This window comes from Pseudomonas sp. NPDC047961, assembly GCF_050272435.1.
Lineage (GTDB): Bacteria > Pseudomonadota > Gammaproteobacteria > Pseudomonadales > Pseudomonadaceae > Stutzerimonas.
On the sequence record NZ_JBNNMD010000004.1, the window covers coordinates 434754 to 461441 of the forward strand.

General features: G+C 61.3%; 23 protein-coding genes. 15 read left to right on the plus strand and 8 right to left on the minus strand.

Annotation, left to right across the window (positions count from 1 at the left end):
- The first annotated feature begins 4 nt into the window (after positions 1-4).
- The 4 genes from kdpB to ACQKIK_RS16275 are packed head-to-tail and all read left to right on the plus strand — an operon-like array spanning position 5 to position 6009.
- Positions 5-2056, plus strand: a complete 2052-nt coding sequence (kdpB, locus tag ACQKIK_RS16260) for a potassium-transporting ATPase subunit KdpB (protein WP_499136690.1) — start codon at positions 5-7, stop codon at positions 2054-2056.
- A gap of 40 nt (positions 2057-2096) precedes the next feature.
- On the plus strand, positions 2097-2663 hold the full coding sequence (kdpC, locus tag ACQKIK_RS16265; protein WP_499136692.1) for a potassium-transporting ATPase subunit KdpC: 567 nt from the start codon (positions 2097-2099) through the stop codon (positions 2661-2663).
- Between the two features lie 5 nt (positions 2664-2668).
- Entirely contained in the window at positions 2669-5323 is a 2655-nt protein-coding gene (locus tag ACQKIK_RS16270) for a DUF4118 domain-containing protein (protein WP_499136693.1), read from the plus strand.
- Entirely contained in the window at positions 5320-6009 is a 690-nt protein-coding gene (locus ACQKIK_RS16275; RefSeq protein WP_045427185.1) for a response regulator, read from the plus strand. Before ACQKIK_RS16270 ends, ACQKIK_RS16275 begins: the two co-directional genes overlap by 4 nt.
- Before the next feature lie 65 nt (positions 6010-6074).
- Here ACQKIK_RS16275 and ACQKIK_RS16280 read toward each other — a convergent pair whose 3' ends face one another.
- Together ACQKIK_RS16280 and ACQKIK_RS16285 are read right to left on the minus strand one after the other, a co-directional pair.
- Positions 6075-7274, minus strand: a complete 1200-nt coding sequence (locus tag ACQKIK_RS16280) for an MFS transporter (protein WP_052649184.1) — start codon at positions 7272-7274, stop codon at positions 6075-6077.
- Between the two features lie 190 nt (positions 7275-7464).
- Positions 7465-8700, minus strand: a complete 1236-nt coding sequence (locus ACQKIK_RS16285) for an ABC transporter substrate-binding protein (protein WP_499136694.1) — start codon at positions 8698-8700, stop codon at positions 7465-7467.
- Between the two features lie 284 nt (positions 8701-8984).
- Here ACQKIK_RS16285 and ACQKIK_RS16290 point away from each other — a divergent pair, with 284 nt between their 5' ends.
- Positions 8985-10763, plus strand: a complete 1779-nt coding sequence (locus tag ACQKIK_RS16290; RefSeq protein WP_499136695.1) for a PQQ-dependent methanol/ethanol family dehydrogenase — start codon at positions 8985-8987, stop codon at positions 10761-10763.
- Positions 10764-10902: 139 nt separating this feature from the next.
- Here ACQKIK_RS16290 and ACQKIK_RS16295 read toward each other — a convergent pair whose 3' ends face one another.
- From ACQKIK_RS16295 to pqqA (ACQKIK_RS16320), 6 genes are all read right to left on the minus strand, one after another.
- Positions 10903-11748, minus strand: a complete 846-nt coding sequence (locus ACQKIK_RS16295; RefSeq protein ID WP_499136696.1) for a dihydroorotate dehydrogenase — start codon at positions 11746-11748, stop codon at positions 10903-10905.
- Positions 11741-12841: a 3-phosphoserine/phosphohydroxythreonine transaminase gene (gene serC / locus ACQKIK_RS16300; protein WP_499136698.1), complete on the minus strand. Its 1101-nt coding sequence runs from the start codon at positions 12839-12841 to the stop codon at positions 11741-11743. Before serC ends, ACQKIK_RS16295 begins: the two co-directional genes overlap by 8 nt.
- Positions 12822-13325, minus strand: a complete 504-nt coding sequence (locus ACQKIK_RS16305) for a urate hydroxylase PuuD (protein WP_499136699.1) — start codon at positions 13323-13325, stop codon at positions 12822-12824. Before ACQKIK_RS16305 ends, serC begins: the two co-directional genes overlap by 20 nt.
- A gap of 84 nt (positions 13326-13409) precedes the next feature.
- Complete coding sequence (pqqE, locus tag ACQKIK_RS16310) at positions 13410-14555, minus strand: pyrroloquinoline quinone biosynthesis protein PqqE (protein WP_499136701.1); 1146 nt, start codon at positions 14553-14555, stop codon at positions 13410-13412.
- A complete protein-coding gene (pqqD, locus tag ACQKIK_RS16315) occupies positions 14524-14817 on the minus strand; it encodes a pyrroloquinoline quinone biosynthesis peptide chaperone PqqD (RefSeq protein WP_319296853.1) in 294 nt (97 codons plus the stop codon). The genes pqqE (ACQKIK_RS16310) and pqqD (ACQKIK_RS16315) overlap by 32 nt, the downstream gene beginning before the upstream one ends.
- A 55-nt stretch (positions 14818-14872) precedes the next feature.
- On the minus strand, positions 14873-14947 hold the full coding sequence (gene pqqA, locus ACQKIK_RS16320) for a pyrroloquinoline quinone precursor peptide PqqA (protein ID WP_003282509.1): 75 nt from the start codon (positions 14945-14947) through the stop codon (positions 14873-14875).
- A 411-nt stretch (positions 14948-15358) separates the two neighbouring features.
- Between pqqA (ACQKIK_RS16320) and exaC the strand changes: the two genes are divergently transcribed.
- The 10 genes from exaC to ACQKIK_RS16370 all read left to right on the plus strand — a co-directional run bounded on the left by exaC (position 15359) and on the right by ACQKIK_RS16370 (position 26663).
- Entirely contained in the window at positions 15359-16879 is a 1521-nt protein-coding gene (gene exaC / locus ACQKIK_RS16325; protein WP_045427207.1) for an acetaldehyde dehydrogenase ExaC, read from the plus strand.
- 243 nt (positions 16880-17122) lie between these two features.
- Positions 17123-18238 carry an oxidoreductase gene (locus ACQKIK_RS16330; RefSeq protein WP_499136702.1) on the plus strand — a complete coding sequence of 372 codons (1116 nt, stop codon included), beginning with the start codon at positions 17123-17125 and terminating at the stop codon, positions 18236-18238.
- Between the two features lie 160 nt (positions 18239-18398).
- On the plus strand, positions 18399-18470 hold the full coding sequence (gene pqqA, locus ACQKIK_RS16335; protein ID WP_003253598.1) for a pyrroloquinoline quinone precursor peptide PqqA: 72 nt from the start codon (positions 18399-18401) through the stop codon (positions 18468-18470).
- Between the two features lie 49 nt (positions 18471-18519).
- On the plus strand, positions 18520-19431 hold the full coding sequence (pqqB, locus tag ACQKIK_RS16340) for a pyrroloquinoline quinone biosynthesis protein PqqB (protein WP_499136704.1): 912 nt from the start codon (positions 18520-18522) through the stop codon (positions 19429-19431).
- A 91-nt stretch (positions 19432-19522) separates the two neighbouring features.
- On the plus strand, positions 19523-20275 hold the full coding sequence (gene pqqC / locus ACQKIK_RS16345) for a pyrroloquinoline-quinone synthase PqqC (protein WP_499136705.1): 753 nt from the start codon (positions 19523-19525) through the stop codon (positions 20273-20275).
- A 116-nt stretch (positions 20276-20391) separates the two neighbouring features.
- Entirely contained in the window at positions 20392-20670 is a 279-nt protein-coding gene (gene pqqD / locus ACQKIK_RS16350; protein WP_045427217.1) for a pyrroloquinoline quinone biosynthesis peptide chaperone PqqD, read from the plus strand.
- On the plus strand, positions 20642-21796 hold the full coding sequence (pqqE, locus tag ACQKIK_RS16355) for a pyrroloquinoline quinone biosynthesis protein PqqE (protein WP_499136706.1): 1155 nt from the start codon (positions 20642-20644) through the stop codon (positions 21794-21796). Before pqqD (ACQKIK_RS16350) ends, pqqE (ACQKIK_RS16355) begins: the two co-directional genes overlap by 29 nt.
- Before the next feature lie 40 nt (positions 21797-21836).
- On the plus strand, positions 21837-23720 hold the full coding sequence (locus ACQKIK_RS16360; protein WP_499136707.1) for a S9 family peptidase: 1884 nt from the start codon (positions 21837-21839) through the stop codon (positions 23718-23720).
- Positions 23721-23833: 113 nt separating this feature from the next.
- Positions 23834-24997 carry an alcohol dehydrogenase-like regulatory protein ErcA gene (ercA, locus tag ACQKIK_RS16365; protein ID WP_241528315.1) on the plus strand — a complete coding sequence of 388 codons (1164 nt, stop codon included), beginning with the start codon at positions 23834-23836 and terminating at the stop codon, positions 24995-24997.
- The gene (locus ACQKIK_RS16370; RefSeq protein ID WP_499136708.1) at positions 24981-26663 is read left to right on the plus strand and encodes a PAS domain-containing hybrid sensor histidine kinase/response regulator; all 1683 of its coding nucleotides are present in this window, start codon (positions 24981-24983) and stop codon (positions 26661-26663) included. Before ercA ends, ACQKIK_RS16370 begins: the two co-directional genes overlap by 17 nt.
- Positions 26664-26688 lie beyond the last annotated feature (25 nt).

Consider the following 26688-nt stretch of genomic DNA (forward strand, 5'->3'; position numbering starts at 1 on the left):
CATGATGAACGTCCATCAAACGGCACTCGAGGGTGCCGAGCAAACCACCGCCACGTCCTTCGCTTCGTTATGCAAGCCTGCGCTGCGCCAGGCCTTCATCAAGCTTGATCCACGGACGTTGGCACGTTCGCCGGTGATGCTGGTGGTAGAACTCACCGCGGTGCTGACCAGCGTGCTGTGCCTGCTGCCCAACGCGGCGGTCAGCACGGGTGTCGCTGTACAGATCGCACTCTGGTTGTGGTTCACGGTGCTCTTTGCCAACTTTGCCGAGGCGCTGGCTGAAGGCCGCGGCAAAGCCCGCGCGGATAGCCTGAAAGCGGGATCGCAGGGGCTGGAGGCGCATTTGCGCACGGAGACCGGCGCGTTCCGGAGCGTTGCGGCCGGCAGCTTGCGCCGCGGAGATGTGGTGAGAGTCGAGGCCGGTGAACTGATACCGGGCGATGGCGAAGTCATCGAGGGCATCGCCGCCGTCAACGAGGCAGCGATTACCGGTGAATCGGCCCCGGTTATCCGCGAATCGGGCGGCGACCGCTCGGCGGTCACCGGCAATACGCGCGTGGTCTCCGACTGGTTGCTGGTGCGTATCAGCAGCGATCCAGGCGAGTCCACACTGGACCGTATGATTGCGTTGGTGGAAGGCGCCAAACGACAGAAGACACCCAACGAGGTTGCGCTCGACGTTTTGCTGATCGGGCTCACGCTGATCTTTCTTGTCGTGGTTGCCACGCTGCAACCCTTTGCACGGTTCGCAGGCGGGGATCTCCCGCTGGTGTACCTGGTGGCGCTGCTGGTCACGCTCATTCCTACCACCATTGGTGGTCTGCTTTCTGCCATCGGGATCGCCGGCATGGACCGGCTGATGCGGCTCAACGTGATCGCCAAGTCTGGACGGGCAGTGGAGGCCGCCGGCGATGTTCAGGTGTTGCTGCTAGACAAGACCGGCACCATCACCTTTGGCAATCGTCGTTGCACGGCCATGTTCAAGGCGCCTGGCGTTTCTTCGACCGAGCTCTCATGGGCTGCGCTGCTGTCATCGCTGGCCGACGACACGGCAGAAGGCAAATCCATCGTTGAATATCTGCGCGGCCTTGACCCGGTAAAGGCGCCGGCTGGGCATGAAGTGGCCGGTATCCCGTTCACTGCCGAAACCCGTTTGTCGGGTGCGGATCATGAGGGTCACTGCTACCGCAAAGGCGCTGTCGATGCCGTGCTGGGTTATCTGGGGCTTGTGCGCGAGCAGATTCCAGCTGTGCTGGCGAGAGAGATTCAAACGATTGCACAGAGCGGGGGGACGCCCTTGCTGGTATGCGCGGATGACCGTCTGCTCGGCGCGATTCATCTCAAGGACGTGGTCAAGCCCGGCATCAAAGAGCGCTTTGCCCAGCTTCGCCAGCTGGGTATACGGACCGTCATGGTCACCGGAGACAACCCCCTGACGGCCGCTGCAATTGCCGCCGAAGCGGGCGTCGATGACGTGATTGCCGAAGCGACACCGGAAAAGAAATTGCAGCGGATTCGCCAGGAACAGGCCGATGGCAAGATGGTTGCGATGTGCGGTGATGGAGTCAACGACGCGCCTGCGCTGGCTCAGGCGGACGTGGGCATGGCCATGAACGATGGCACCCAGGCAGCGCGCGAGGCTGCGAATCTCGTCGACCTCGACTCGGACCCGACCAAACTGCTGGATGTGGTGCAGGTGGGCAAGCAACTGCTGGTAACCCGAGGCGCACTGACCACGTTCTCGATTGCCAACGACGTGGCGAAGTACTTCGCCATCCTGCCGGCACTGTTCATTGGCCTATACCCGCAGCTTGCCGCGCTGAATGTGATGCAGCTTCACAGCGCATCGAGCGCGATCCTGTCAGCCATTGTCTTCAACGCACTGATCATCATTGCCTTGATTCCGCTGGCGCTGCGGGGCGTCAACGTCAAAGCGGCCGACTCGGCCAGCCTGTTGCGGCGCAACTTGCTGGTCTATGGCCTGGGTGGGTTGGTCGCGCCCTTCGTGGGGATCAAGCTGATCGACATGCTGCTGACCGCGGTGGGTCTGGTCTGAACTCTGCCGCGCCTGACGGCGCGGCTTTTGGAGAAAAAACATGTTCAAACACATCCGTCCGGCGCTTGCAGCGCTGATCCTGATGACGCTGATAACCGGCGTGCTCTATCCACTGTCTGTTACGGCCGTGGCGCAGTTGGCGTTCGCCGAGCAGGCCAACGGAAGCTTGGTGCGCGACCGGGAGGGGCAGGTGAGAGGCAGTGCGTTGCTGGCCCAGCCTTTCGAAGGGCCTGAATGGTTTCACCCACGTCCGTCCGCCGCCGACCATGCAACCGTTGCCAGCGGCGCGAGTAATCTGGCCCCCAGCAACCCGCAGTTGGTCGATCAGGTCCGCGAGCGCGTCAGCGAGTGGAACGGCACGGCTCAACAGCCCGTGCCGATGGAGTTGGTGACGACGTCTGGCAGCGGCCTGGACCCGCACCTCAGATTGGCCGCCGCGAAGTTTCAGGCTGTCCGTGTCGCAGCCGCCCGAGGGGTTTCTGAGCAAGCACTGGATCGGCTGATTCAGGCGCAGCTGACGACGCCCCTTGTAGGCCCCGCCATCGTCAACGTACTGGCTCTGAACCTCGCCCTGGCGGACAATCCGCAGCCTGATTCCGGCGAGTGAAATGAATGAGCGACGCTCAACGTGCCGATGCCCTGCTTGATGACGCGCCCCGCGAAGGACGCGGGCGGCTCAAGGTATTCCTCGGCGCGGCACCTGGCGTAGGCAAGACCTACGCGATGCTTCAGGCCGCACAGCGCCAGCGACAGCTAGGGCGCGATGTGCGGGTAGGGGTGGTCGAGACCCACGGTCGGGCGGAAACCGAGGCGATGCGGGTCGGATTGGCGGAACAGCCGATGCGCCGCAGCGAGTATCGGGGCGTGACACTGCTCGAAATGGACCTCGACGGCCTGCTGCAAGCGCGGCCAAGTCTCGCGCTGGTCGATGAACTGGCGCACAGCAACGCGCCCGGCAGCCGGCATGCCAAACGCTGGCAGGATGTCCTTGAGCTGCTCGAAGCGGGTATCGATGTCTACACCACCGTCAACGTTCAGCACCTTGAGAGTCTCAACGATCAAGTGCGCGGTATAACCGGTGTGCAGGTCAGGGAAACGGTCCCGGACTGGGTGCTTCATCAAGCCGACGACATTCTGCTGATCGATCTGCCTCCGCGTGAGCTGTTGGAGCGTCTTCGTGAGGGTAAGGTCTACGTGCCGGAGCAGGCACGTGCCGCGATCGATGCCTTCTTCACTCAAACCAACCTGACCGCGCTCCGCGAATTGGCGATGCAGACCGCCGCGGCGCGAGTGGATGCAGACCTGTATCGACGCCACCGGTTGCAGGGGCAAACCGCTCCGGCAGTCCGTGGCCGTTTGCTGGTAGGGATCGATGGTGATGCCTATGCGGAAGGGCTGGTCAGGCATGCAGCCCGGGTCGCTGAACGCCGGCATCTCCCATGGTCAGTCGTGCATGTCGACACCGGCGTGAGTCGAGGCGAGATTCAGCTGGGTTATCTCCAGTCCGCCCAGCAACTGGCCGAACGTCTTGGCGGAGAGGTGGTGGAGCTGCGTGACGAGCGGGTGGCGCGAACGCTCATCGAACATGCCATTGAGCGTCGCGCCACCCTCGTGCTGGTAGGCAGCGGCCGAGTGCGTCGAGGTTGGACGTTCTCAATGCGCCGATCGGTAGCTGAGCAACTGATCAAGGGTGGGCGCGGACTGGAGATCAGTGTGCTTGGCCAAGAGCCTGCACTGGCGGCAGCACCCGTGAGAACTACCGCCACTCTGGATTGGCGTCAGTATTTGCTTGCTGCGCTGGCGACCTTGACCGCCACAGGCGTGGCACTGATGTTGTCCCGCTATCTGGCGTTGCCTAACATTTCGCTGGTATTCCTCGCGGCCGTGCTTGTGGTTGCCGTGCGCAGCAGTCTGGGCCCGGCACTGGCCTGTGCGGGGCTGTCGTTTCTTCTTTACGATTTCCTGTTCATTCCACCGACGTTCACGTTCATCGTCGCGCGTCAGGAGGACGTCCTGACGCTCCTGTTTTTTCTGTTGATGGCGGTGCTTGCGGGCAATCTTGCCAGCCGCCAACGGCGACAGCTTCAGGCGTTGCGTCAGACTCAGGCGGAGACCACTGCTTTGCTCGATCTCTCGCGGCAGTTGAGTGCTGCCACTGATGTTCAGGCCGTAGGCGCGGCCGCTGTTCGCCAGTTGCAACTGGTGGCGAAGCTGGAAGCCGTCATCGCGACGCGCGGCAAGCAGGGGAAATGGATCTTCATCGGGTCTGAGCCGCTGCTGGCCGAGCAGGAGCGGGGGGCTGCTGAATGGGCGTTCAAGCATGGTCAGCCAGCGGGGAAGGGAACGGATACCTTGCCGAGTGGGCAATGGTGGTGGCTGCCCTTGAGTGGCGACGGTCAGCCGCTGGGCTTGCTGGGCATTCGCCAGCTGGGCGCAGACCAGGCAGGGCTACAGAAGCGTCGCCTGATCGCTGCGCTCGCTCAACCCTTGGCGCAAGCACTGGGTCGCGCCACGCTGGCCCAGGAGTTGGAGGCGGCCCGACTGCACGGCCAGACCGAGGAGCTGCGCAGCGCGTTGCTTGCTTCCGTGTCCCACGATCTGCGCACACCGCTTACAGCCATGCGTGGCTCTATCGACAGCCTGGCGAGCCTGGGGCACAGCATGAGCGAGGCGGATCGGCAGGAGCTGCTTGAGGCGACGCGTGACGAAGCCGAGCGCCTTGACCGCTACATTCAAAATTTATTGGACATGACGCGCCTCGGTCACGGCGGCCTGAAGCTGATCCGTGACTGGACGACGCCTGCCGACATCGTTGCCAGTGCGCTGCAACGCCTGCACCGTGTGCTAGCAGAGCTGCGGCTTGAGGTGCTGGTACCCGATGATCTGCCGCTTTTGTACGTCCACCCTGCATTGGTTGAGCAGGCGCTGGTCAATGTGCTGGAGAACGCGGCCCGTTTTTCCCCACCTCAAGGCAGGCTGCAGATTGCTGTCGCGACAGGAGCCGGCAGCCTGCGTTTCATCGTCAGCGATGAGGGCCCAGGCGTGCCCGAGGCCGAACGCGAACGCATTTTCGACATGTTTTATACGGCAGCGCGCGGTGATCGGGGCGGGCCGGGCACCGGGCTCGGCCTCGCCATCTGCCAGGGCATGATCGGCGCGCATGGGGGGCGGGTGTTCGTTGGAGACGGGCTCGGCGGACGAGGCGCGAGCGTCACCCTGGAGCTTCCGCTACAGCCTCAGCCTGAGATGGAAAAGGACCTCACGTGAGTCAGCAAGCCAGCATATTGATCATCGACGACGAGCCGCAGATCAGGAAATTCCTTCGCATCAGCCTCGGCTCGCAGGGCTATCGCGTGAGCGAGAGTGGAGACGGTCAGGACGGTCTGGCCTCGGCAGCCTTGAACAAACCTGACCTGGTCGTGCTCGATCTAGGCCTCCCGGACATGGACGGGCAGACCGTGCTGCGCGAATTGCGCGAGTGGAGCCAGGTGCCGGTTATCGTACTGTCGGTACGGTCGAGCGAGACCGAGAAGGTCATGGCGCTTGATGGCGGAGCGAATGACTACGTGACCAAACCTTTCGGCATCCAGGAGTTCCTCGCTCGGGTCCGTGCACTGCTGCGTCAGAACCAAGGCGCGTCGAGCGGGCCGGCGCTGGCGATGTCTGGTCCACTATGCATCGACTTCGCGTACCGACGGGTTAGCGTGGACGGGCAGGAGGTCAGCCTGACACGCAAGGAGTATGCAGTACTGGCTGAGCTTGCCCAGCACACAGGCCGGGTCGTCACGCAGCAGCAGCTGCTCAAGGACATATGGGGCCCCAGCCACAGCGGCGATACCCATTACCTGCGCGTGGTCGTCGGGCATCTGCGGCGCAAGCTTGGGGATGACCCGTCCGCGCCGAGGTTCATCATTACCGAGGCGGGAGTTGGCTACCGCTTGGTCGCCGACTAGGCGTGCCGGGGTATATCTGATGCTCGTTGGCCTGAGTGTCGGTTCGCAGCGCGATTCTTTACCGGTCAGGCTGGCTGCATCCGCGGATGCCGGAAAAACCAAAACGCCAATGGCGTGGCGAGTGCGATTACTACCCAGCCGAGCAAACTGATTGCGACAGGCAGGCCATAGTGATCGGCGACCCAGCCGACGCCGAGCAACGGCACGATGCTGCCAACGTAGCCGCACACCAGGTAGGTTGAAATCAGGCCCGAACGCTCGGCGGGGCTCGCGATACGGTTGACCATGCTGATGCCGGCCAACAGACACATGCCATGTCCCGCCGCTGCAGCGCAGACGCCGATGATGAACACCAGCGAAGAGCCAGCGGTAAAGTTGAGTACAAGCATCGCGTTGCTCAACACAACCGACAGCAGGCCGAGCAAGCCGCACCAGCGCAGACTCATCCGGGCACAGGCCAACTGCATCATGGCCGAAGCTAGCAGAATGACCCCGATGGACGTGCCGCTCACTACCGGCCCATGCCAGGGCAGCATTTTTTCCAGGAACAGCGGTGCCATCGACGCGTAGATGCCGAACACGCCAAACGCAAAAAACGGACAGGCACACGTCAGCATGAACGCCAGCGAATCAGGGCGGGTGGCCCAGGTCAGCCGCGGGATGAACGTTCGCAAACCGAGCGGTGCAGCTGCGCTGAGTTCGGGATGTGGTTTGAGTTGTACGCGCAGCAAGGCATAAACACCCAGCACGCCGAGGATCAGGGTGGGCACGTAAGTGACCGTCAGCGGAAACGGCAGCCACTGGCCAATGACGCCTCCGGTCAGCGGGCCGAGGCCGAAGCCAAAGGCGAGCAGAAAGCTGGTGATCATCGATATCCGCTGGGAGGCTCCGTCCCGGGAAATCTGTACCAGGCCGACCGACGCGCTGGTCACGATCAGGCTAGAAGAGAGGCCGACTGCAAAACGACCGATGTTGAGGCTAGGCAGGTTCCACGCCAGCATCGTCACCAGGGTCCCGGCCCAGCCAAGCAGCAAGCCGGTGAGCATTACTTTGCGAAAGCCCAGGGTGTCTGACAGGCGGCCCATGAACAACAGCCCGAACAGCGCGCCCGCCATGTAGACGACATAGATCATTGAGATGTCGCTGGTACGAAGCTGCCACGCTTGTTGATACAGCGGATACAACGGGGAAATGAGCGCCGTACCCATGACACCGACGCACATGGCGAAGCACACCCAGGGAAACGGGGACCACGTTTGTTTCATTGAAAGAACCCAGCTTGACGAAAGAATGGCGTCATACGTATTGCCTAGCGTGGCGGGATGACGCCCTGGTCATTAGGTGCCTACTGTATCGGCTCGGCGTGATCTCCGCGCAGTCATTCGTTCCGTGATTAACAACCCATTGGATCAGGCGCGCCGGCCCGCAGCCCTCTTGCCGGCAGACGGCATGGCGCTAGCGCAAGCTCAGCTCGTCACCGCGTTCCTCCTGCCACTCGTCAAGGCTCGGGGCCGCCGCTTCGCCGTCCATGCGATGGATGATGTTGAAATAATCCTGCTTGAACCTGTCCTGCATGATTTCGCTACGCGACCGGACCCGTACCGCATAGATGCTCTGTACGTTCTGATGGTCGAAGCTGCGCCAGTACTGTTCATCCTTGAGCAGGCTGTAGCGGTGATCTTCCAGCGCCTTGATGATCTTTTCGCTGTGCAGACTGCCAGCGCGGTTAGCGGCTGCGGCCCATTGCTGAACGATGGCATAGGCCGAGGCGGCAGTACTGTCCGGGTAGCGCTGATGCTGAGCGATATAGGCATCTACGAATGCTTGGCCCTGTTCACTTTTAACCAGCGCAGGAACGCGCCAGGTCCAGGCTGCCGTGCCAATGACATGCTCCATCACCTGCGGGCCGGCCTGCTCGACGATGCTGCCGGTCAGGTTGGGCACGATAATCTGCATCCGCTGGTCGAGCTTGAGGTCATGCGCCAGACGCATGGTCTGGACCAGATCCTGGCCGAGCAAGACGATGACCAATACATCCGCGTCGCTGGAGGCGGCTTTTTTCAGCGCAGCGAGGTACTCCTCATTGTGCGCGCCCCTGGGGCTGATCCGCGAGAATCCGTGGCGTGCTCGGTCACGGCTGCGGGTGGCTTCGCGCAGTGCCTGCTCCATGCTGTGGCCCCAGTTGTCGTCGAGGCTGACGTAGTGGTAGCGGCGGTTCGGTAGGTGCCAGCTGAGGTACTCACCAAGCACGCGCGCACTCATCCAGGCACTGTTGGTTTCACGAAACAGGTAACGCTGGCCGTCGTGTCCGGTGATTGCGTTGGCGTACCCCAGCGTGGGGAAGAACAGCAGGCCCAGCTCGCGGGCGCGCTGGCCGGCGGCTATGGCCTCTTCGCTAGTAGCGCCGCCGAATGCCATCTCGGCGCCCTCGGCCGCGAATTTTTCGATGTTGGCTCGCGCCTTCTCTTCGCGGGCGGCCGTGTTGCGACTGATCAGCTCGAGCGGCCTGCCCAGTACGCCGCCCTGTCGATTGATGGTCTCGATAGCGAGCAAGGCGCCGCGGCGAAGCTCCAGACCTTCGCTTTTGTAGTTACCGGTGCTTGGGTAATTCAAGCCCAGCCGAATCGGCTGGGCGGCATTGGCAGTGGCGGCCAATACCAACAGGAAGCTGCAGATCATCAGGCGGCGCATGGCTCGTGTCCTTGTGAGCGGAGGGGCGTCCGTTGTAAGGCTCGAGCATTGCGCTAGGAATTGTCTTTTCGGGCACACCGGCTTCAACTTCGGTGCCGGTGCGGTAGCCCGGCTTGGCCATCATGACGCAAGGATGACGGGCCCTTCGTGGAGTATTGCTACCAAGGGAGGAGGAAAATCGGTACTGCGTGTAATTGTTACAGGAGCGGCTAGATCCAAGAATCGCTACTAGACCGGGAAAACTTCCCGGCGACGATAACAATGAACCCGTAGAGGTAGCCGCAATGAAGCACACCGGTCTTCGCAAGCCCTTCGCCCTGACAGCGCTTTGCGCCGCCATGGCCGTGTCCAGCGTGTCGGCATGGGCAGTCACCGATCAGGAAATCCTCGATGACGCCAAGTCCACCGATCAGATCGTTACTAACGGCCTGGGGCTGCAAGGCCAGCGCTACAGCACACTCGATGCACTGAACACTGAGAACGTCAGCCAGCTGCGCCCGGTTTGGGGTTTTTCCCTGGGGGGTGAAAAACAACGTGGCCAGGAAGCGCAGCCGCTGATTAAAGATGGTGTGATGTACGTCACCGGCTCCTACTCACGCGTATTTGCGATCGACGCCCGTACCGGCAAGGAACTGTGGCAGTACGACGCCCGCCTGCCGGACGGCATCATGCCTTGCTGTGACGTGATCAACCGTGGCGTGGCGCTGTATGACGACCTGGTGATCTTCGGCACGCTGGATGCCAAGCTGGTCGCGCTGAACAAGGACACCGGCAAGGTCGTCTGGAAAAAGACCGTCGCTGACTACAAGGCTGGCTACTCCATTTCTGCCGCGCCGATGGTAGTAAAAGGCAAGCTGATCACTGGCCTGGCCGGCGGTGAGTTCGGCGTAGTCGGCATGATCCAGGCGTTCGACCCTAAGAATGGCGAGTTGCTGTGGTCCCGTCCGACCGTCGAAGGTCACATGGGCTACGTGATGAAGGATGGCAAAAAGGTCGATAACGGCATCTCTGGCGGCGAAGCCGGTAAAACCTGGCCGGGCGATCTTTGGAAGACCGGCGGTGCCGCGCCTTGGCTGGGTGGCTACTACGATCCGGACACCGATTCGCTGCTGTTCGGTACCGGCAACCCCTCGCCGTGGAACTCGCACCTGCGCCCAGGCGACAACCTGTATTCGTCTTCGCGTTTGGCATTGGACCCGGACGACGGCTCGATCAAGTGGCACTTCCAGTCGACGCCGCATGACGGCTGGGACTATGACGGTGTCAACGAGCTGATCTCCTTCGATTACCAGGACGGTGGTAAGACCATCAAGGCCGCTGGTACCGCGGACCGTAACGGCTTCTTCTACGTGCTCGATCGGACCAACGGCAAATTCATTCGCGGCTTCCCGTTCGTGGACAAGATCACCTGGGCCAAGGGTTTGGATAAGGATGGACGTCCGATCTATGACGACGCCAACCGTCCTGGCGCACCAGGCGATGCCGACAAGGGCAAGTCCGTGACTGTTGCGCCGTCTTTCCTCGGCGGTAAGAACTGGATGCCAATGGCGTACAGCCAGGACACCGGACTGTTCTACGTGCCGTCTAACGAATGGGCCATGGACATCTGGAACGAAGGCGTCGCCTACAAGAAAGGCGCGGCTTACCTGGGCGCTGGCTTCACCATTCACCCGCTGAACGAGGAATACATTGGCGTGCTTCGCGCCATTGACCCGAAAACCGGCAAGGAAGTCTGGCGTTACAAGAACTACGCGCCACTGTGGGGCGGCGTTCTGGCAACCAAGGGCAATCTGGTGTTCACCGGTAACCCGGAAGGCTTCCTGATGGCGTTCAACGCCAAGACGGGTGAGAAGGTCTACGAGTTCAACACCGGCTCCGGCGTGATCGGTTCTCCGGTTACCTGGGAAATGGGTGGCGAACAGTACGTATCGGTCCTGTCTGGCTGGGGCGGTGCAGTTCCACTGTGGGGTGGCGAGGTTGCCAAGCGCATCAAAGACTTCAACCAGGGCGGCATGGTCTGGACCTTCAAACTGCCGAAGGAGCAGGTAGTCGCCAAGCGCTGATTAAGCGTCAAGAAAACGAGGCCGGCTTATGCCGGCCTTTTTTATGGGAAATTTACGGGTATTGGGCGGCAGCGTTGATCCTCGAACAGCCAAGTTTCGCGGATGGCCAAGCTCCTGCGCGGCTTTGCTGAGCCCGAACTCATCCGCATAGCCGCCGAGCAAGCCATGGCCCCTGACGAATCAGAGCTCCATGCACCTGGATAAGCTGAGCCCCTGCGTCGAGGCGCGCCTGGAGGTGGCCTGCGGTCTGTACTCCTCCGACGGAGATCAACGCCAGATCGGTGCCGCACAGGCGGTGCAACTGTTCGATCTGCATGCAGGCTTGCATCTGTTCTCGGTCATCCTGCCAGGCGCGGTAACGCTGCCGTGTCGCTGGCGGCCCTGGGTCATGCGCAGCGATCAAGCCGTCGAAACCCAACTCCAGCAGCACTTCGGTTAGGTACTCAGGCACCTGTCCCGGCAGGCAGCGCAACTTTGCGACCAGTGGCACACAGCGATTTCCCGCCGTGTTCAGCGCGTGTTGCTGATGTCGCAACAACGAGAGCAGTCGGTGCAACCGATCGGGGTCTTCGACCAGCCGGACGCTGGCAGGGCCGATCAGATTGAGCACCAGATAGTCCGCCAGCGGCCAGGCAGTCTGTAGCAGGGCGCAGGTCTCAGTCCAAGATTGGCTGGCGTCCAGAGTCAGGTTCAGGCCTAGACGTGCTTGACCATGCTTTACAGGCGACAGCCTGGCGAGACCATCTGCCGTCAGGCTGCCAACTTCATTGAAACCAAAGCCCAGCAACGCCGCGCGGCGACCGAGCCTGCTGTAACGGTCGAATCCTGCGGCGATACCTAACGGCGAGGGGAACGGTAGGCCCATTACCGTGACCGGTTGATTGGCTTGATAAGTCGAGAAGTGACACGCCAAGCAGCAAAGGTCCATCGCGAGCCTTTGCGCCAGACGGCTGCTGATTTTCCGGACACTGTTCGGCTTAGCCATGACGGCTCTCGAAATCACGCATGAAGGCGACCAGTCGATCCACTCCCGCCAGAGGCATGCCGTTGTAAAGACTGGCGCGGACGGCGCCGACATGGCTGTGTCCCTGCAGATGAAACAGGCCGTTGCGCTCTGCATCGGCAAGAAAGGGCTGGAGCAATCGCGCATCTGCCAGTTCAAAGCAGACATTGACGCTCGAGCGATCCGCGGCCTGTTGGGGGCAGCGGTAGAAGCTTCCAGCCTCAATGCAGCGGTATAGCCGCTGACTCTTTTCGCGCGCATGTGCGGCCATTACGGCGAGTCCGCCCTGAGCCTCGATCCAGCGCAGCATCAACGCAGCGACATACAGGGCGAAGGTTGGTGGCGTGTTGAAGCGGCTCTGTTGCTCGGCCTGTACCTTATAGCTGAATACCGCTGGGAGGCCGCGCTGCGGCGATCGCAAGAGATCCTCGCGCACAATCAGTAGACAGAGCCCGGCGATGCCGAAGTTCTTCTGAGCGCTGGCGTAGATCAGGCCGAAGCGCTCTACCGGAATGGGCCGGGTAAGAAAGTCCGACGTCATGTCAGCCACCAGCGGCACCGGCACATCGGGAAAATCGCGTAGCTGAAGCCCGTTTCCGGTTTCGTTGCTAGTGATGTGGCAATAACCCGCGTGGGGATCAAGCTGCCAGCATTCCCGCTTCGGCAGGGAGCTGAAGCCATCCGCCGCGCCGCTTGCGATGACATTGACCGGTGAATGTCGACGCGCCTCGACAATCGCTTTGCACGCCCAGTGGCCACTTTCGAGATAGTCGGCGCTCTGCCCGGGCTGCAGCAGGTTGAGCGGCACCAGGCCGAACTGCGCCGACGCGCCACCTTGAACAAAGAGCACCCGATAGTTGTGAGGAACCGACAGCAGCTTGCGTAGGTTCTGTTCGGTTTCGGCCATAAGCTGCTTGAATGCGGGGCTGGTGAACGGTTGTTCAAGTAAGGAGAAGCCGCTGTGGTTCCAGTCCGGCAATTCATTCTGAATCTGCGTTAGCACTGCACTCGGCAGCATTGCCGGGCCGGCGGCAAAACTGTAGCGCTCGGTCGGCTCAGAAGAGATGCACGCCATGACCACCACTCGCCATGAGGAACAGCAGGGGAAAGGACAGGATGGTGTTGCTGCGCGACGAGAGGAAGGTTATTCGCGAGCAGCGCACGCGCTCTTCCAGAGTCGCCGGGACGAAGCCGAGCAGCTTCTTCTGATGCGGCCAGAGCACCAGCCAGAGGTTGAGCAGCATCAGCGTGCCAATCCAGGCGCCCAGGCCGATCACCGCCAGCGGACCCTGCAGCAGCAGCGCATCGACCAGCCAGCCGCGTTGCCAGAGCATGAACATGCCGGACACCCAGACCACCACGGAGGCGTAGCGGAATATGCCGTGCTCACGTTTCATCCGCGCTTCCAGATCGCGGTTCAACGTGGCGGTGTCGATGCCGTTCTGCAGTGGCACGAAGCGTGGGTTCTGGATGAAGTTGGCATAGTTGTGGCCGACCCAGACCAACGCGAACAGCAGGTGCGCGTAGCGGGCCAGCAGATCGAGGATCAGCATCTGCATGCTCAGTTCACCAGCCAGAAACGCAGCAGCAAGTAGCAACCGAGCGTGAGTGCGAGGCCGGCGCTGACAGTGCCGCTGAACGAATCATGGGGCAGTTTCAAGTTCCACCCCCTGACTGGCCTGTCGGGCGATCAGCGTGCCTTGCGGGCGAGTGGCATCCTGCGCCAGTTCAACGGCCTGGCGAATCAGCTGATGATGTGGGGATTTACTGCAGGCCGGGTCGGTGTTGGCACCGTCGCCGGTCAGCAGCAGCGCCTGGCAGCGGCACCCGCCGAAATCCTTTTCCTTATCGTCACAGCTGCGGCAGGGTTCTGGCATCCAGGTGTCGCCACGGTAGAGGTTGAACACCGGCGAGTCGTGCCAGATCTGCTCCAGTCGTTGCTGCCGCACGTTGGGGAAGGTGAGGTCTTTGAAGTTGCTGGCCTGGGAGCAGGGCAGCACGTTTCCGTTTGGCGCGATGGTGACGTGAATCGCGCCCCAGCCGTTCATGCACGCCTTGGGACGACCTTCGTAATAGTCGGGGATGACGAAGAAGATGGTCAGGCGATCACCGAATCGCTCGCGTGCCTTGTGCGCCTCGTCTTCAGCTTTCTGCAGTTCGGCATGGGTCGGCATCAGTGCATCGCGGTTGAGCAGCGCCCAGTTGTAGTACTGCACGTTCGCCAGTTCGAGGTACTCCACTCCCAGCTCGACGGCGAACTCGATGATGTCCGGCACCTGGGCGATGTTCTGCCGGGTGATTGGTACGTTGAGCACCATGGGGAAGTCCATTGACTTGATCAGCCGCGCCATGCGCAGTTTGCGCTCCCAGGCGTCCACACCGGCCAGCTCACGCGCCACGTCACGGTCGGTGGACTGAAAACCGAGCTGGATGTGGCGCAACCCGGCATCCTTCAGGACGCGCAGGCGCGCCTCGGTCAGGCCGATGCCGGAAGTGATTAGGTTGGTGTAGTAGCCCATGCGGTCAGCCTCGGCGACCAGCGTTTCGAGGTCCTTGCGCAGCGTGGGCTCGCCGCCCGAGAAGCCGATCTGCATCGCACCCATGGCGCGGGCCTGGGCCATTACATCGATCCACTCGGCGGTGCTCAGCTCGTCTTGGCGGTAATCGGCGAAGTTGCGTGGATTGCTGCAGAACACGCATTGCAGCGGGCACTGATAGGTCAGCTCCAGCAGCAGCCAGACGGGGTTGCCGTTGCCATCAAGCCTTAGCGCGGATCCAGCCTTTGCCATGAGATACCTCTAGGAAATTCAGGACACCGTTACGGATCGCGTCGATATCGGATGCGTTGTAGCTTTGGGCCAATTGGTCGATTAGCTCAACGACACGGGTCTTGCCGTCGCAGCGCTTCAATATCTCTCCACCGGTGGCGTTCAGCTTGACGATGCCCTCGGGATAGAGCAGTACGTGCGCTTGCTGCGATTCTTCCCAGCGAAACAGAAAGGGCGAGCGAATCTCATAGCAGCTCAGCGGCGAAATACTTGTTGCGGTCATGTCCATTTCCTCGCTCGACCGGCGTGAAGGCGGTTGCGATCACGCCGGTGGGGGCTCAGCGCACGTAAACGTACGCGGTGACTTCAAAGCCCAGACGCAAGTCGCAGAAGTCCGGATCGATCCACTGCATGGCATATCTCCTTAAGCAAACGTTTTGGGAAAACCAATGTTGCGGCTCGAAGCTAAGGCGCTTTTGACGCTCGACTAATGAGACTTTCGGGCCGTTTTTCCGGGCATTTGGTCGTGTTTTTGTGGCATGAAAAAAACATTCGCTGGGCAGCGGACTGCCCTTGCGCATGGTCAATTGCATGTGAGCTGGGGCGGCCTAATCTGACGGTTTTTTTCAGGCGCATGGCGCGCCTTTTGGGGCGCTCAGATGCCTGTGGCGGCTGCGCACCGGTTTTGGCCTCTACTACCAAATGAGGAGCGCATCTGTCCCTTGGGGGCATTCCGGGCAAGCGGTTTGGCTGCCTAAGATCGTTCCATGTCCTGTCCATGTCCGGTCAGGCTCCGACAAGCAGAAAAATTAGAGAGGCCGCTCATGATCTACGCCCAACCCGGTACGGAAGGCTCCGTCATTTCCTTCAAGCCACGCTATGGCAACTACATCGGCGGTGAGTTTGTCCCGCCGGTCAAGGGTGAGTATTTCGTCAACACCTCGCCGGTCAATGGTGAAGTCATCGCCGAATTCCCGCGCTCCGGGGTCGAGGATGTCGAGCATGCTCTGGATGCCGCCCATGCCGCCGCCGATGCCTGGGGCAAAACCTCGGTACAGAACCGCGCCCTGGTGCTGCTGAAAATCGCCGACCGTATCGAAGCCAACCTCGAACTGCTGGCCGTGGCCGAAACCTGGGACAACGGCAAGGCTGTGCGCGAAACCCTGAACGCAGACGTGCCCCTGGCCGCCGACCACTTCCGTTACTACGCCGGTTGCATCCGCGCCCAGGAAGGCAGCGCCGCCGAGATCGACGAACACACCGCCGCCTATCACTTCCATGAGCCCCTGGGTGTGGTCGGGCAGATCATTCCGTGGAACTTCCCGCTGCTGATGGCCGCCTGGAAACTCGCCCCGGCCCTGGCCGCCGGCAACTGCATCGTGCTCAAGCCGGCCGAGCAGACCCCGCTGTCGATCACCGTGCTGATGGAGGTGATCGGCGACCTGCTGCCGCCAGGCGTGCTCAACGTAGTGCAGGGATACGGCCGCGAAGCCGGTGAGGCCCTGGCCACCAGCAAGCGTATCGCCAAGATCGCCTTTACCGGTTCCACACCGGTCGGTTCGCACATCCTCAAGTGCGCCGCCGAGAACATCATCCCGTCGACCGTGGAGCTGGGCGGCAAGTCGCCGAACATCTTCTTTGAAGACATCATGAACGCCGAGCCGCAGTTCATCGAAAAAGCCGCCGAAGGCCTGGTACTGGCGTTCTTCAACCAGGGCGAAGTGTGCACCTGCCCATCCCGCGCCCTGGTGCAGGAGTCGATCTACGACGCCTTCATGGTCGAGGTGATGAAGAAGATCAAGGTGATCAAACGCGGCAACCCGCTGGACACCGAGACCATGGTCGGTGCCCAGGCCTCCGAGCAGCAGTACGACAAGATCCTCAGCTACCTGCAGATCGCCCAGGACGAAGGCGCCGAGCTGCTCACTGGCGGCGCGGCCGAGCGTCTGGAAGGTGATCTGGCCAGCGGTTACTACATCCAGCCGACCCTGCTCAAGGGCAACAACAAGATGCGCGTGTTTCAGGAAGAGATCTTCGGCCCGGTGGTCGGTATCACCACCTTCAAGGATGAAGCCGAAGCCCTGGCGATTGCCAACGACACCGAGTTCGGCCTGGGTGCCGGCCTGTGGACCCGCGACATCAACCGCGCCTACCGCATGGGCCGGGCGATCAAGGCTGGTCGCGTATGGACCAACTGCTACCACCTGTACCCGGCGCACGCTGCATTCGGTGGCTACAAGAAGTCCGGTGTCGGTCGCGAAACGCACAAGATGATGCTCGATCACTACCAGCAGACCAAGAACCTGCTGATCAGCTACGACATCAACCCGCTGGGCTTCTTCTAAGCCCCGGTACTGCAACTCGTAGGACCCGGCGCGTTCGCTCCAGCGCGCCGGCTGACTTGCTCGCACGCTATCAGTGCGGGGACCACTGACCGACCGGGTTCGGGCGGTGGTCCATCAACGCAACGCGGCCCCAAAGGCCGCGTTTTTTTATGCGAGGCTAAAGCCCAGCGATCGCACGCAGCGAACTCCAACGCCCGTTGCACCTCAGATTCAGCACGACCCATGTTTCATGAGGACTTGCTGATGCCCCAATTGCTCGAACCCGTCCAGCTGAATCAGCTGCGCCTACGCAACCGCGCCGTGCTGGCTCCGATGACTCGCGTCAGCGCCGAGCCGGAAGGGCAATCCAACGAACTGATGCGCGACTATTACCAGGCATTCGCAGAGGGCGGCTTCGGCATGTTGATTACCGAAGGCACCTATACGGACACCGCCTACAGCCAGGGATATTTGAACCAGCCGGGCCTGGCCACCGAGGTTCAGCGTGACAGCTGGGTGCCGATCGTCAGCGCGGTACACCAGGCGGGAGCGGCGATCATCGCTCAGCTGATGCATGGCGGCGCGCAGGCTCAAGGCAATATCCACCACGCCCGCCACGTCGCGCCGTCGGCCGTTCAGCCGGGCGGGCGACAATTGAGCTTCTACGGCGGCGAAGGCCCGTATGCGACACCCGCAGAGATGACCGAAGCGGAAATTCATGAAGCGATTGCCGGCTTCGTCCAGGCTGCGAAACATGCGCGTGACGCCGGTTTCGATGGGGTGGAGTTGCATGGCGCCAATGGCTACCTGCTGCACGAATTCATGACCGCCGAGTTCAATCAGCGCACCGACCGCTGGGGCGGTGACTACAAGGCCAGACTGGCCCTACCGCTGGAAGTCATCCGTGCGGTACGCGAGGCGGTCGGGGCGGGGTTCGTCGTCGGTATGCGACTGTCGCAAAGCATGGTCACGGACAGCCAGCTTAAATGGGACGGTGGGGTTGAAGCGGCGCGCTATCGTTTCGCCACGCTAGCCTCCGCGGGGCTCGACTACATCCACGTGACCGAAGGCGACATAAGTGCACCGGCGTTCGAGGAAGGCGAAAGCCTGGCGGCAATCGCCAAAGGTGCCGTCGAGATTCCGATCATCGGCAATGGCGCCATCGGCACGGGCGAACAGGCGCAGCAATTGCTCGACGCCGGCGTGCTGGATTTCCTGGCGATCGGCAAGGCGGCGCTGGCGAACCATGATTGGCCGTTGCGGGTACAGGAAAAGGCACCCCTGAGCGCATTCGACTACGAGATGTTCTCGCCAATGGCGACCATCACCAACGAACTGGCCTGGCGGGGCACCCATGGTCGTTCCGCCGTGCGCCGCTGAATGCACGTGTCATCTCGGGTTGCTTGAAAACCGGCGACAGCCAAGGCACTACCAATGCAGAGCGCTGTCTCCTTCCAAAGTACCATTCCGCTTTTGACGGGGTAGGGTGCTTAATGAGTTGTCGGAATACTTCCGTCATCACAAAAGAGAGGAATCAGCCATGTGGACTAAACCTGCTTTTACCGACCTGCGCATTGGTTTCGAAGTCACCATGTACTTCGCCAATCGCTGATTGATCGGCCCCGGCCCTGGTCGGGGCTCCGTTTTTTTGGGAGCTGCCCATGTTCATCCAGATTTTAGGTTCGGCTGCTGGCGGCGGCTTTCCTCAGTGGAACTGTAATTGCGTCAACTGTGCCGGGCTGCGCAACGGTAGCTTGCGTGCCAAACCCCGCACTCAATCGTCGATTGCAATCAGTGATGACGGCGAGAACTGGATTCTCTGCAACGCCTCGCCGGACATTCGCGCTCAGCTTGAGTCCTTCCCTAAGCTACAACCGGCCCGCGGCCCGCGAGACACCGCCATTGGCGCGATCATCCTGCTCGACAGTCAGATCGATCACACCACGGGCCTGCTGACGCTGCGTGAGGGCTGCCCACACGAAGTCTGGTGCACCGAGATGGTTCATCAGGATCTCAGCACCGGCTTTCCGCTTTTCAAGATGCTTGAACATTGGAACGGCGGTCTGCGCTGGAATCCGATCGCGTTGGAAGGCAGTTTCACCATCGCGACCTGCCCAAACCTGAACATCACCCCGATTCCGCTGCGCAGTTCAGCGCCGCCGTATTCGCCGCACCGCAACGACCCGCATCCCGGCGACAACATCGGTCTGTTGATCGAAGACCGTAAAACCGGCGGCACGCTGTTTTACGCGCCGGGTCTGGGCCAGGTCAGCCCTGAACTGCTGGAACTGATGCGCAGTGCCGATTGCCTGCTCGTCGACGGCACCCTGTGGCGCGATGACGAAATGCGGGTGCGCGAAGTCGGCACCAAACTGGGCAGCGAAATGGGCCACCTTCATCAGAGCGGCCCAGGCGGCATGATCGAGGTGCTCGACGGCATGCCGGCTGCGCGCAAGATTCTCATCCATATCAACAACACCAATCCGATCCTCGACGAGGACTCCGCCGAACGGGCGGTGCTCGACGAGCACGGGATTGAAGTCTCGTTCGATGGCATGAGTATCGAGCTGTAGGTAGAGCGGCCCGAAGTTCACCGAAATCAGTGGCTGAAGGCGCTCATCTGTGCCTGGAGGAACAGCCCGCACAACCCGTAAGGAAGTTCTTATGACCCTGCCAGCCATGACTCCGTCCGAGTTCGAAGCAGCGCTACGCGCGAAGGGCGACTACTACCACATCCATCATCCCTTCCACCGCGCCATGTACGAAGGCCGCTCGACCCGGGAGCAGATTCAGGGCTGGGTCGCGAACCGCTTCTACTATCAGGTCTGCATTCCGGTGAAGGATGCAGCGATCATGGCTAACTGCCCGGATCGCGATACCCGCCGCGAATGGGTCCAGCGGATCATCGACCACGATGGCAGCCCAGGCGAGGAGGGTGGTATCGAAGCCTGGCTGCGCCTGGCTGAATCCGTGGGCCTGGACCGTGAGCAGGTGTTGTCGCAGGAGTTGGTGCTGCCGGGCGTGCGCTTCGCCGTAGACGCCTATGTCAATTTCGCCCGCCGCGCCGTCTGGCAGGAGGCGGCCAGCAGCTCGCTCACCGAGCTGTTCGCCCCAACCATCCATCAGTCCCGCCTGGACGCCTGGCCCCAGCATTACAGCTGGATAGATGCATCCGGTTACGACTACTTCCGCAAACGCCTGAAGGAAGCACGCCGCGACGTCGAGCATGGCCTGCGGATCACGCTGGAACACTACAAGACGCGCGACGCTCAGGAGCGCATGCTGAACATTCTTCAGTTCAAACTCGACGTTCTGTGGAGCATGCTCGATGCCATGAGCATGGCCTACGAACTGGATCGTCCGCCATACCACACGGTGACGAGCGAGCGTGTCTGGCACAAGTGCATCACGTTCTGACTGCTTGACTGAGCGACCTGTGATCGAGTGGCGGCAGCCCTCGCATATAAGCTGTAGGGTGGGCTTCAGCCCACCAGCCCTTACCGATGATGTTTTCACTGGCGAGACAGAGGACCATGAGCGATATCCAACTGACCCAGATCCCGGTTTTTCGCCGCGGTTTCCGCTTCCAATGGGAACCGGCGCAGAACTGCCATGTGCTGCTGTATCCCGAGGGCATGATCAAGCTGAACGAGAGCGCATCAGCGGTCCTGGGCGAAGTGGATGGCACCCGGAGTGTCGGCGCAATTGTCTCCATCCTGCAGAGCCGCTTCCCCGATGCCGAGGGCATCGAGGAAGACATCGTTGCATTCCTGGAGGTCGCCGTTGAACGGTTCTGGATCGAGCTTCGCTAAACCAGGTTTCGAGCCAGGTCCGCCGCTGTGGCTGCTGGCGGAGCTGACCTATCGCTGCCCACTGCAATGCCCGTATTGCTCCAATCCGCTGGATTTCGCTCGCAGCCACGATGAGCTGAGCACTGCCGAGTGGATCGAGGTGTTCCGCCAGGCGCGCGAGATGGGCGCAGCGCAACTCGGGTTCTCCGGTGGCGAACCCTTGGTCCGTCAGGATCTTGCCGAGCTGATCAAGGCGGCACGGGACCTGGGCTATTACACCAACCTGATCACCTCTGGCATCGGCCTGACCGAGGAGAAGATCGCCTCGTTCGCCGACGCAGGGCTCGACCATATTCAAATCAGCTTTCAGGCCGCTGACGAGGAAGTGAACAACCTGCTCGCCGGGTCGAAAAAGGCGTTCGCCCAGAAGCTTGCCATGGCGCGGGCGGTCAAGGCGCACGGCTATCCGATGGTGCTCAACTTTGTCACCCATCGGCACAACATCGACAACATCGACCGCATCATTCAGCTCTGCCTGGAGCTCGAAGCCGACTTCGTGGAACTCGCGACCTGTCAGTTCTATGGTTGGGCCGAGCTCAACCGCGCCGGGCTGTTACCTAGCAAGGAACAACTGGTACGTGCCGAGCGGATCACCAATGAATGGCGTGACAAGCTCGCCGCCGAGAATCACCCCTGCAAGCTGATCTTCGTCACGCCCGATTACTACGAAGAGCGTCCCAAGGGCTGCATGAACGGCTGGGGCAACCTGTTTCTTGACATCACCCCTGACGGCACGGCGCTGCCTTGTCATAGCGCACGCCAACTGCCCATTACCTTTCCCAACGTGCGTGAGCAAAGCATCGAGCAGATATGGAAGCACTCGATGGGCTTCAACAAGTTTCGCGGCTTCGACTGGATGCCCGAGCCGTGCCAATCCTGCGATGAAAAGGAAAAAGACTTCGGCGGCTGCCGCTGCCAGGCCTTCATGCTCACCGGCGACGCCGCCAATGCGGATCCGGTATGCAGCAAATCCGTGCATCATGACAAGATTCTCGCTGCACGCATCGAGGCCGAGCAGGCCCCGCGCGGGCTGGATGAGCTGACTTTCCGTAACGAGAAGGCGTCCAAGCTGATTCTCAAGGTATAGGTCCGTTTGGGGCATGCCTGACCGACCGGAACCGATCGATATGAGCAAAACCGAAACGCCGTATGGCTTCTGGAGCAGCGACTGGACCGCCGAAAAATCCGCCTCGGCCAGCCGCGACTTCGCAGAGCTGCGTGCCGGGCATGGCGGCTTGTTCTGGATTCAGTACGATCCCGCCGATGCGCGTTGCACCCTCTGGTACTGGCGCGACGGCAAGGCGCAGTGCCTGACACCGGCTGAGTTTTCCCTGCGCAGCCGGGTATACGAATACGGTGGTGGTGCGCTTTGCCTGACCGATGAAGGTGTTGCTTTCGTCAATGAAAGCGACCAGCAGATCTATCTGCAACCGCTTGCCGGTACGAGGGCTGGCCAGCCGGTGGCGCTCACCTCGCGTGCTCGCTGCCGTTATGGTGACCTGCAATACGATCACCGCCGAGGTGCAATCGTCGCGGTGGAGGAAACCCACCATGACAAGGGCGTCGAGCATCGACTGGTGAGCGTTTCGCTTGCCGGCGAACAAGAGCTGCTTGCCGAAGGCGCTGACTTCTATGCCTCGCCGACACTGGATGCCGCTGGTGAGCGTTTGGCCTGGATTCAGTGGCATCGCCCCGAGCAGCCCTGGACGGCCACCAGCCTCTGGATGGCCGACTACCTGCCTGACGGGCGGCTCGATCAGCCGGTGTGTCTAGCAGGCGCCGAGGGTACGGAATCGCTGCAACAGCCTCGCTTCGCCGGTGACGGCACGCTGTTTTGCCTGACCGACCGAGCCGGTTGGTGGCAACCCTGGCGAAGCCAGGGCGATTTAATGGTGCCGTCGGATCGCTTTGTCCGTCATCGCTTCGACCACGCCCCCGCGCCTTGGCAATTAGCGACCGTCAGCTACCTTCCACTAACCGAGGGCGCCTGGTTGTCGACCCGACTGGTGGACGGGTACGGCTTGCTGTTCGAGCATGACGCTGAGGGCAACGAGCGGGAGCTCGCGCCCGAGTACAGCCGTTGTCGCCAGTTGGCCGCGGATGACCGCCATTACTATTGCCTTGCCGGAGCGCCGGACCGGGTGCCCGCCGTACTGGCAATCAACCGTCTCAACGGCGAGATCACGATACTGGCCGGTGGCGAGCAACCATTGCCGGCTGAGCAGCTGTCTCGTGCACAACCGTTCAGTTTTGCCACCGGGCAGGAGGAAGTCGCGCACGCTTTCTTCTATCCGCCTTGTAATGCGGACCACCGCGGCTTGCCCGGGGAGAAGCCACCGCTGGTTGTGTTCATGCATGGCGGGCCGACCTCGGCCAGCTATCCGGTCTTCGATCCGCGCATTCAGTACTGGACCCAACGCGGTTTTGCCGTTGCCGACATCAATTACCGTGGCAGCAGCGGATTTGGACGTGCCTACCGACAACGCTTGCGCGGCAACTGGGGTGTAGTGGAAGTCGAGGATGCCTGTGCGGCGGTGCAGTCGTTGGCCGTGCGCGGCCAGATCGATCCGGCGCGGACCTTCATTCGTGGCTCCAGCGCCGGCGGCTACAGTGCACTAAGCGCATTGGTCGCCGATGCCGGATTTACAGGCGGCGCCAGCCTGTACGGGGTCAGCGATCCACTGGCGTTGCGTCGGGTAACCCACAAATTCGAGGCGGACTACCTGGATTGGCTGATCGGTGATCCGGTGCGCGACGCCCAGCGGTACCGGGAACGCACGCCGCTAAACAACGCGGCACAGATTCGGGTTCCGATGATCTTCCTGCAAGGCGGTCAGGACGTTGTGGTGCTTCCCGAGCAGACCGAGTCAATGGTTGCAGCGCTGCGCGAGCAGGGCCTGCGGGTGGAATATTGCCTCTATCCAGACGAGCGCCACGGCTTTCGCCAGGCAAGCAACCTGGCCGATGCGCTGCAGCGCGAATGTCACTTCTATCAGGGCCTGCTTGCCTGATCGAAAGACCGTGCCCGCTGCATGGTCGAGACATGCGCCTTTTGTTTGATTGCTTTGGTGCGGGAAAGCAGTAGGCTTGCCGAAAGTAACAAATAATAACCAGAGGCCGCCGTATGAGCCCTAATCTGAGCCTGCACCGTAAGTTTGTCTCGCCCGAGATCGTGTTTGGTGCAGGCTGTCGGCATAGCGCCGGCAACTATGCGAAGAATTTTGGCGCGCGCAAGGTGCTGCTAGTGTCCGATCCGGGGGTTGTCGCTGCCGGATGGGTCGGCGATGTCCAGGCGAGCCTGGCACGACAGGGCATCGAGTTTCACTTGTTTACTCAGGTCTCGGCCAATCCTCGTTCCGAGGAAGTGATGCTCGGCGCCGAGGTGTATGGCAGCGAAGGTTGTAACGTCATCGTAGCGGTCGGTGGCGGGAGCCCGATGGATTGCGCCAAGGGCATCGGCATCGCGGTGGCCCACGGTCGCAATATCGTTGAGTTCGAGGGTGTCGATACGTTACGGGTGCCCAGCCCGCCGCTGATCTTGATCCCAACGACTGCCGGCACATCGGCCGATGTGTCGCAGTTCGTGATCATTTCCAACCAGTCCGAACGGATGAAGTTCTCCATCGTCAGCAAGGGCGCCGTACCGGACGTCTCGCTGATCGATCCGGAAACCACCCTAAGCATGGATCCGTTCCTGTCTGCCTGTACGGGTATTGACGCGCTGGTACATGCCATCGAGGCCTTTGTTTCGACGGGCCATGGCCCGCTGACCGATCCTCACGCCTTGGAAGCGATGCGGCTGATCAACGGCCATCTGGTGGAAATGATCGCCAATCCGACCGATATTCAACTGCGCGAAAAGATCATGCTCGGCAGCATGCAGGCCGGCCTGGCCTTCTCCAATGCGATTCTCGGCGCAGTGCATGCGATGTCTCACAGCCTTGGCGGATATCTGGATTTGCCGCATGGCCTATGCAATGCGGTATTAGTCGAACATGTCGTGGCGTTCAACTACGATTCGGCGCCGGATCGCTTCAAGGTGGTGGCGGAAACCCTGGGCATAGACAGCCGCGGGTTGAGCCATCGGCAGATTCGTGAACGACTCATGCAACATCTGATCAGCCTCAAGCAGGCCATTGGCTTCAACGAAACGCTCGGCTTACACGGGGTGAATCTCTCCGACATCCCGTTCCTCTCGCAGCACGCAATGCAAGACCCTTGCATCCTGACCAACCCCCGTTCGTCGACCCAGCGCGACGTCGAAGTGGTCTATGCCGAAGCACTCTGAACAGGACGATGCCCTTGCCGGGCTGCTCGGGTTAGGCACTCATTCGGCCCGCAAAAGCCACTACCCAGAACTGATCGCTCGCCTTGAAGAGCTGGAGGCCGAGCGCAACCGATACAAATGGCTGTTCGAACACGCCGTACACGGCATTTTCCAGGCAAGCCTGCAGGAAGGTATTCGCGCAGCCAATCCGGCGCTGGCAAGGATGCTTGGTTACGAAAGCCCAGACGAAACGTTGTGGCGCCTGACCGACCTGTCACATCACCTGTTCATTGGTGGCGAAGACGAGCTTCGGCAGATTCGGCGTACCCTGACTACCCAGCAAGGCTTGTTCGGATATGAGACCCGTCTGCGGCGCAAGGACGGCAGTCCCATCGACGTCATGATGAACCTGCTGCTCAAGCCGGAAGAAGATGGCCTGGTTGAAGGCTTCGTTGCCGACATCACCGAGCGCAAGCTGGCGCAGATGCGCTTGCTACAGCTCAACGAACAGTTGGAACACCGGGTCGCCGAGCGCACCTGCGAGCTGCGCAAGGCCCGAGACGCGGCCGAGCAAGCCAACCACAGCAAGGACAAATACCTGGCCGCTGCCAGCCATGACCTGTTGCAGCCGCTCAATGCGGCGCGCCTTTTGATCTCGACATTGCGTGAGCGCGGCTTACCGGATGCTGAAGCGAACCTGGTGGAGCGAGCACATCAGGCGCTCGAGGGCGCCGAAGACTTGCTGACTGATTTGCTGGACATCTCCAAACTGGATCAACAGGCGATCAAGCCCGACATCGAGGTTTATCGCCTCGACGAAGTGTTGTTGCCCCTCGTGTCCGAATTCCAGTCAGTTGCCGAAGCCGCAGGCCTTGGCTTCGATCATTACATCCCAGCGTATGCGCTAAGCAGCGATTTCCGACTGCTGACGCGCATTTTGCGCAACTTTCTCAGCAACGCCTGCCGCTACACCGATCAAGGCCGAGTGCTGCTAGGCGCGCGCAAACGCGGCGAACACCTACGTATCGAGGTATGGGACACGGGTCGAGGCATCGAGTCGGATCAGATGCAGTCGATCTTCCTCGAGTTCAATCAGCTGGGTGTGCAGCGCGCCACCGAACGCGCCGGGGTCGGGCTCGGCCTGGCGATCGTCGATCGTATTGCCTCAATGCTGTCTTATCCGATTCAGGTGCGTTCGCAGTTGGGGCGAGGCTCTGTGTTCAGCATCGATGTACCGCTGGCGGATCTGCCTGAGCAGACGCCTGCCGAAGCGCCAATGCTGATGCCGGTACTTGGCAACCCGTTACCGGGCCGCCGCTTGCTGGTCCTGGATAACGAGCTGAGCATCCTGCACAGCATGGCCGCGTTGCTGGGGCAGTGGGGTTGCGAGGTATTGACAGCCACTGACCTAGAAGCGGCGCTAGCCGTGCTCGGCGGATCGCCGCCGGAGGTGATTCTCGCCGACTACCACCTCGATCAGGGTGTAACGGGATGGGATGTAGTCACTGCGTTGAGGCAACACTTTGCGCAGGCAATCCCAGCGGTCATGGTGACGGCCGATCGCAGTGACCAATGTCGCCGCCAGCTGCAAGGGTTTGGTGTCCCGGTGCTGAACAAACCCGTCAAGGCCGGGAAGCTGCGATCAGTTCTGAGTCACTTGCTCAGCGACGGCCCCGCACGCACCTAAACCAGCTGCAGGAAGCGGAACAGGC